Origin of the sequence: Variovorax sp. WDL1 (assembly GCF_001541225.1) — a bacterium.
Taxonomy (GTDB): Bacteria; Pseudomonadota; Gammaproteobacteria; order Burkholderiales; family Burkholderiaceae_C; genus Variovorax.
In genome coordinates, this window is the sequence record NZ_LMTS01000146.1 from 1,302 (window position 1) to 5,666 (window position 4,365).

The window sequence follows — 4,365 nt, forward strand, 5'->3', positions numbered from 1 at the left end:
GCCGGCCGGCAACTGGCGCTCCAGCGTGATATGGGAGGGCAGGCGCACATCGTTCGCAACCTTCTGGACCTGGACCACCGGGCCGGGCTCGGCATCGCTTGCCACCTGGCCCTGCTGCAGCGCGACCAGTTCCAGCCGCGGCGCGAGTTTCGCGGCCAGCAGTGCGTTGTCGGGCGGTACGCCGAGCCTGCTCATCCGGGTGGGCGTGCCTTGGCGGTGCTCAGCGCGACAGCCCGTAGGCGCGGTCGAGCTCGCTGCGCTTCTGCAGGTCGGCCATCGTGGCCACCAGGTGCGCCAGCTGCGGCTTGACCAGCTCGCACACCGTCTGCTGGTCGGCGCGGATGCGCTGCAGCAGGCTGCGTGCCTCGGCGACCTGCGCAGGGCCCAGCGTCTCCTGCGGAGAGACGGCGCTCAGCCGCTGGAGCACCGACGCGCACTGCGCCTCGAGCTCGGGCAGGCGGTGCCATTCCTTCGCGCGAGCCAGTGTCGCCATCAGCGACAGCGTCGAAGCCAGCTCGGCATAGCAATGGACGACTTCGCTCGTGGCGGCCATGTCCTTCTCCCTTTCCTGGTCAGCGCCCGGCGGCGCCGACCTCGCGCCATGCGGACGCCACGTTTTCGAGCAGCGACTCGGCCTCGTCGAGCGCGCGCGGGTCGTCGCGCAGGTTGGCCTGCAGCAGGCGCCGGATCACGTAGTCGTACAGCGCCGACAGGTTGGCCACCAGTTCAGCGCCAGCGGCGCCGGCCGCCTTCGCGTCGAGGCTGGCCTTTAGGCCATTGGCGACGATGCCAACGGCCTTCGAGATCGCACGCCCCTTGGCCGCGACATCGCCCTCCGCGATGTGGTGCCGCGCCAGCCCGATGGCCGTGATGGCGCCATCGAACAGCATGCAGATGAGCTGGTGCGGCGATGCGCTCATCGCCTGCGTCTCGACGCCCAGGCGCGCATAGGCGCCGGCGCCGGTCCTGAGGTTGTGGGGTGTGTACATCGACGGCTTTCGTTGGGCTGTTTACTGCTTGCTCATGGCGTTCATCGCATCGAACTGCTGCGTGAGATAGGTCATGGTGTTGTTGAGGCTGTTGATCAGCACGTCGAGCTGCGTGAACTGGGCGCGGTAGCGCTCCACCGTCGACTCGACGCGCGCCTGCACCGCGTTGTACTGGTCGCTCAGGTCTTCCAGCGTGGCGTTCACGCCGTCGGTGGCGATCGTCAGCGCACCGTCGCTGGAGGTCACTTCCGTCACCAGCGCGCTCATCTGCTTGCCGTAGCCGCCGGTACTGCCGGTGCCGCTGGAGAACAGGCCGGCAACGCCCTCCAGGTTCTTGCTCAGCGCGTCGGCGAGCTTTGCCGAATCGATCGCCAGCGTGCCGTCCTTCTGGAAGCTCACGCCGATCTCCGACAGCACCTTCATGTCGTTGGGTCCGCCCTCCTGCGCGCCCGTGAGGGTCTGGCGGACCCGCGTGAGCACGTTGCGCAGCGTCTGGTCGCCCATCAGGACGGCGCCGGTCTTGGTGTCGGCGTTGTAGGCCGTGAGCTTGGACGCGGTGGTCTGCAGGCTGTTGTAGGCGTTGACGAAGGTGGTGATGGCCGCCGAGACCGCGGAGGTGTCGCTCGTCAGCTTGAGGCTGCTCGTGCCGGTCTTCGCGAGCGTCAGTGTGGTGCCCTGGATGCCTTCCTGCACGGTGTTGCTGGCGCTGACGATGTCGATGCCGTTCACGTTGAGCCTGGCGTCCTGCCCAACGGTGGTCTGCTTCATCGTCTGCGTGCCGGCCGGGTCGTAGGCCAGCAGGTTCTGCAGCGCGGCATCGCCGGCCACCGAGACCTGCATGGTCGAGGCCTCGCCCGACTGGGCCGACACCAGGACCAGGCGGTAGGGCGTGCCGCTGCCGTCGTTCACCACGCTGGCGGTGACGCCGGCGTTCGCCTTGTTGATCGCATCGCGAATGCCTTCGAGCGTGTTGGTGCTGTCGCCGATGGTGATCTGCGCCGGCTCGCGCTCGGCATCGGCATCGAAGCCCGCGCCGGTGTACTGCCCCGTAGCGGGGTTCAGCGTACCGCCGTCGATGGTGCCGAAGTTGATCGTGATGGTGCCCTTGCCGATCGCCGTCTTCGCGCTCGCCTGCCCGGCCGACACCAGCGACTGCGATTGCGCAAGCTGCGTGACGTCGATGGCGTAGCTGCCGGGCACCGAGGTGCCGCTGGTCGTCGCGCCCAGCACGTCGGCATCGCCGACCGAGGCCTTCACCGTCTTGAAGAATGCCGGATCGGCGAGCTTGTCGCCGGCGGTCTTCAAGGTGTTGAGCGCGCTCTGCACCTGCGAGTAGGCCGACAGCTTCGTGGTGTAGCTGGTCGCCCGGCTCTGGATCGCCACCAGGGGCTGGCTCTCGGCGGTCTCGAGCTGCTTGAGCAAGGTACCCAGGTCGAGCCCTGACCCGACGCCGATGCTGCTGACTGCCATGGTTGTTGTTCCTCTTCGCTTGTAGCGTTCCGGTTGTTCGCTTTTCCCTGCGGCCTCCGCCAGGAAGCCGCAGGGAAAAGCGCAGACGCGCGGCCCGAAGGCCCCGTGTCTGCGCCGCGCGCACCTGCCTCGCGGCAGATGCCGGGCGCGATTTGCCGATCAGCGCAGCAGCGAGAGAACGCCTTGCGTGGTCTGGTTGGCCTGCGCCAGGACGGAGGTGCCGGCCTGCTGCAGGATCTGGGCGCGCGTCATGTTCGACACTTCCACCGCGTAGTCGGCATCCTCGATACGCGAACGGGCGGCCGACAGGTTGTTGGTCGTGTTGTTCAGGTTCGTGATGGTCGACTCGAAACGGTTCTGGACCGCACCGAGCTGGCTGCGCAGCTCGTCGACGCCGGCCAGGGCCTTGTCGATCGAAGCCAGCGGGTCCTGGTTGTACTGCTCGCCCAGGGTCACGGTGCCGTCGTTGGCCACGTTCGCCTTGTAGTACACGTCGGCGCCATTCGCCTGGCCCTTGACCACGTAGCCACCGGCAGATCCGTCGGCGTTCGTGACCTTGTGCAGGGTGGGCGATGCGCCCACCGAAGCCGCCGGCAGGCCGGAGAGGTCGGCCGTGACGTCGGGCACCGCGACCGGGGGCACTTCGTAGCTGGTGATCGCGTCGGAAATGCCGGTGGCCGGAGCCGCTTCGGTCGCGAAGTCGCCGCTGTCGTAGGTCACCTGGCCGGTCGTCGCGTCGAAGGTCGCGGCGATGACATTGGTGCCGCCGTCGCGCGACACGAACCAGTCGCCGTTCTGGTCGACGTACATGTCGATCGACGCGGCGGCGTCGGTGTTGACTGCCACGACGTTGTCGACGTTGACGGTCGCGCCCGTGCCGGTGGAGATTTCCTGGCCGGCAGCCGCCAGCGTCGCCGTCGGAGCGGCACCCAGCGCGGCGGAGCCGTCGAAGCCGAGCGTGCCGGATGCGCTGTCGTAGGTGGCCGCGTAGAAGGTCGTGCCGCCGTCGTCGGACACGTAGAGCGTGTCGGCGTCTGCGTCGTCGACGTACACGGTGTACGAGCTGGCGGCGGCGCCGTCGACGGCCGTCAGGTTCACCGAGGTGGTCGCACCGGTCGAACCCGGGGTGACCACGGTCGTCGCGGTCGCGCTGACGGTCGACAGGTCGAGCGACTTCTTCGTGATGTCCATGTTGCCCAGGCCGAGCGTCTTGGAGGTGATTTCCTGCAGGTTGATGTCGATCGTCTCGCCGTCGTTGGCGCCGACCTGGATGCTCAGCTTGCTGTCCTTGGCGAGCACGTTCACGCCGTTGAACTGGGTCTGGGCCGACACGCGGTCGATTTCGTCGAGGCGCTGCTTGATTTCAGCCTGGATCGAAGACAGGTCGCTCGAGGAGTTCGTGCCGTTGGCGGCTTGCACCGACAGCTCGCGAACGCGCTGCAGGTTGTTGTTGATTTCGTTCAGCGCGCCTTCCGTCGTCTGGGCGAGCGAGATGCCGTCGTTGGCATTGCGCGCGGCCTGGGTCAGGCCCTTGACGTTGGCGGTAAAGCGGTTGGCGATGGCCTGGCCGGCGGCGTCGTCCTTCGCGCTGTTGATGCGCATGCCGGAAGACAGGCGCTCGATCGCGGTGTTCAGCGAACTCTGCGACTTGTTGAGGTTGTTCTGCGCCACCAGCGAGAGGCTGTTGGTGTTGATGACTTGCGCCATGTTCGACTCCTGATAAACAAAGGTTGTGGACTTCGGCCAAACCGGCCGCAACGCTGGACCCGCTTCCCACCGTGAGATTCAAGCCATCGTTGGTTCAGTTATCGGCAGCGCTTTCCAAACCTTTAGGGCCATCCGAGAGCTCTGTTCACGCCCCTGATTCCAGGAACACCGCGGAACCGGCTTTGCCGGGCCGCTGGTG

The 4,365-nt window shown here is 67.1% G+C and carries 4 protein-coding genes and 1 pseudogene; all 5 read right to left on the bottom strand.

The window, feature by feature from the left end; translation table 11 throughout:
- Window positions 1-195 (bottom strand): annotated as a pseudogene (locus tag APY03_RS42575) (flagellar hook-length control protein FliK); the annotation flags it as partial.
- A 25-nt stretch (window positions 196-220) separates the two neighbouring features.
- A complete protein-coding gene (locus APY03_RS19455) occupies window positions 221-553 on the bottom strand; it encodes a flagellar protein FliT (RefSeq protein WP_232081264.1) in 333 nt (110 codons plus the stop codon).
- A 19-nt stretch (window positions 554-572) separates the two neighbouring features.
- Entirely contained in the window at window positions 573-989 is a 417-nt protein-coding gene (fliS, locus tag APY03_RS19460) for a flagellar export chaperone FliS (protein ID WP_068679196.1), read from the bottom strand.
- A 21-nt stretch (window positions 990-1,010) separates the two neighbouring features.
- Entirely contained in the window at window positions 1,011-2,459 is a 1,449-nt protein-coding gene (gene fliD, locus APY03_RS19465; RefSeq protein WP_068679198.1) for a flagellar filament capping protein FliD, read from the bottom strand.
- A 159-nt stretch (window positions 2,460-2,618) separates the two neighbouring features.
- Window positions 2,619-4,166, bottom strand: a complete 1,548-nt coding sequence (locus APY03_RS19470; RefSeq protein ID WP_068679200.1) for a flagellin N-terminal helical domain-containing protein — start codon at window positions 4,164-4,166, stop codon at window positions 2,619-2,621.
- Between the last annotated feature and the right edge of the window lie 199 nt (window positions 4,167-4,365).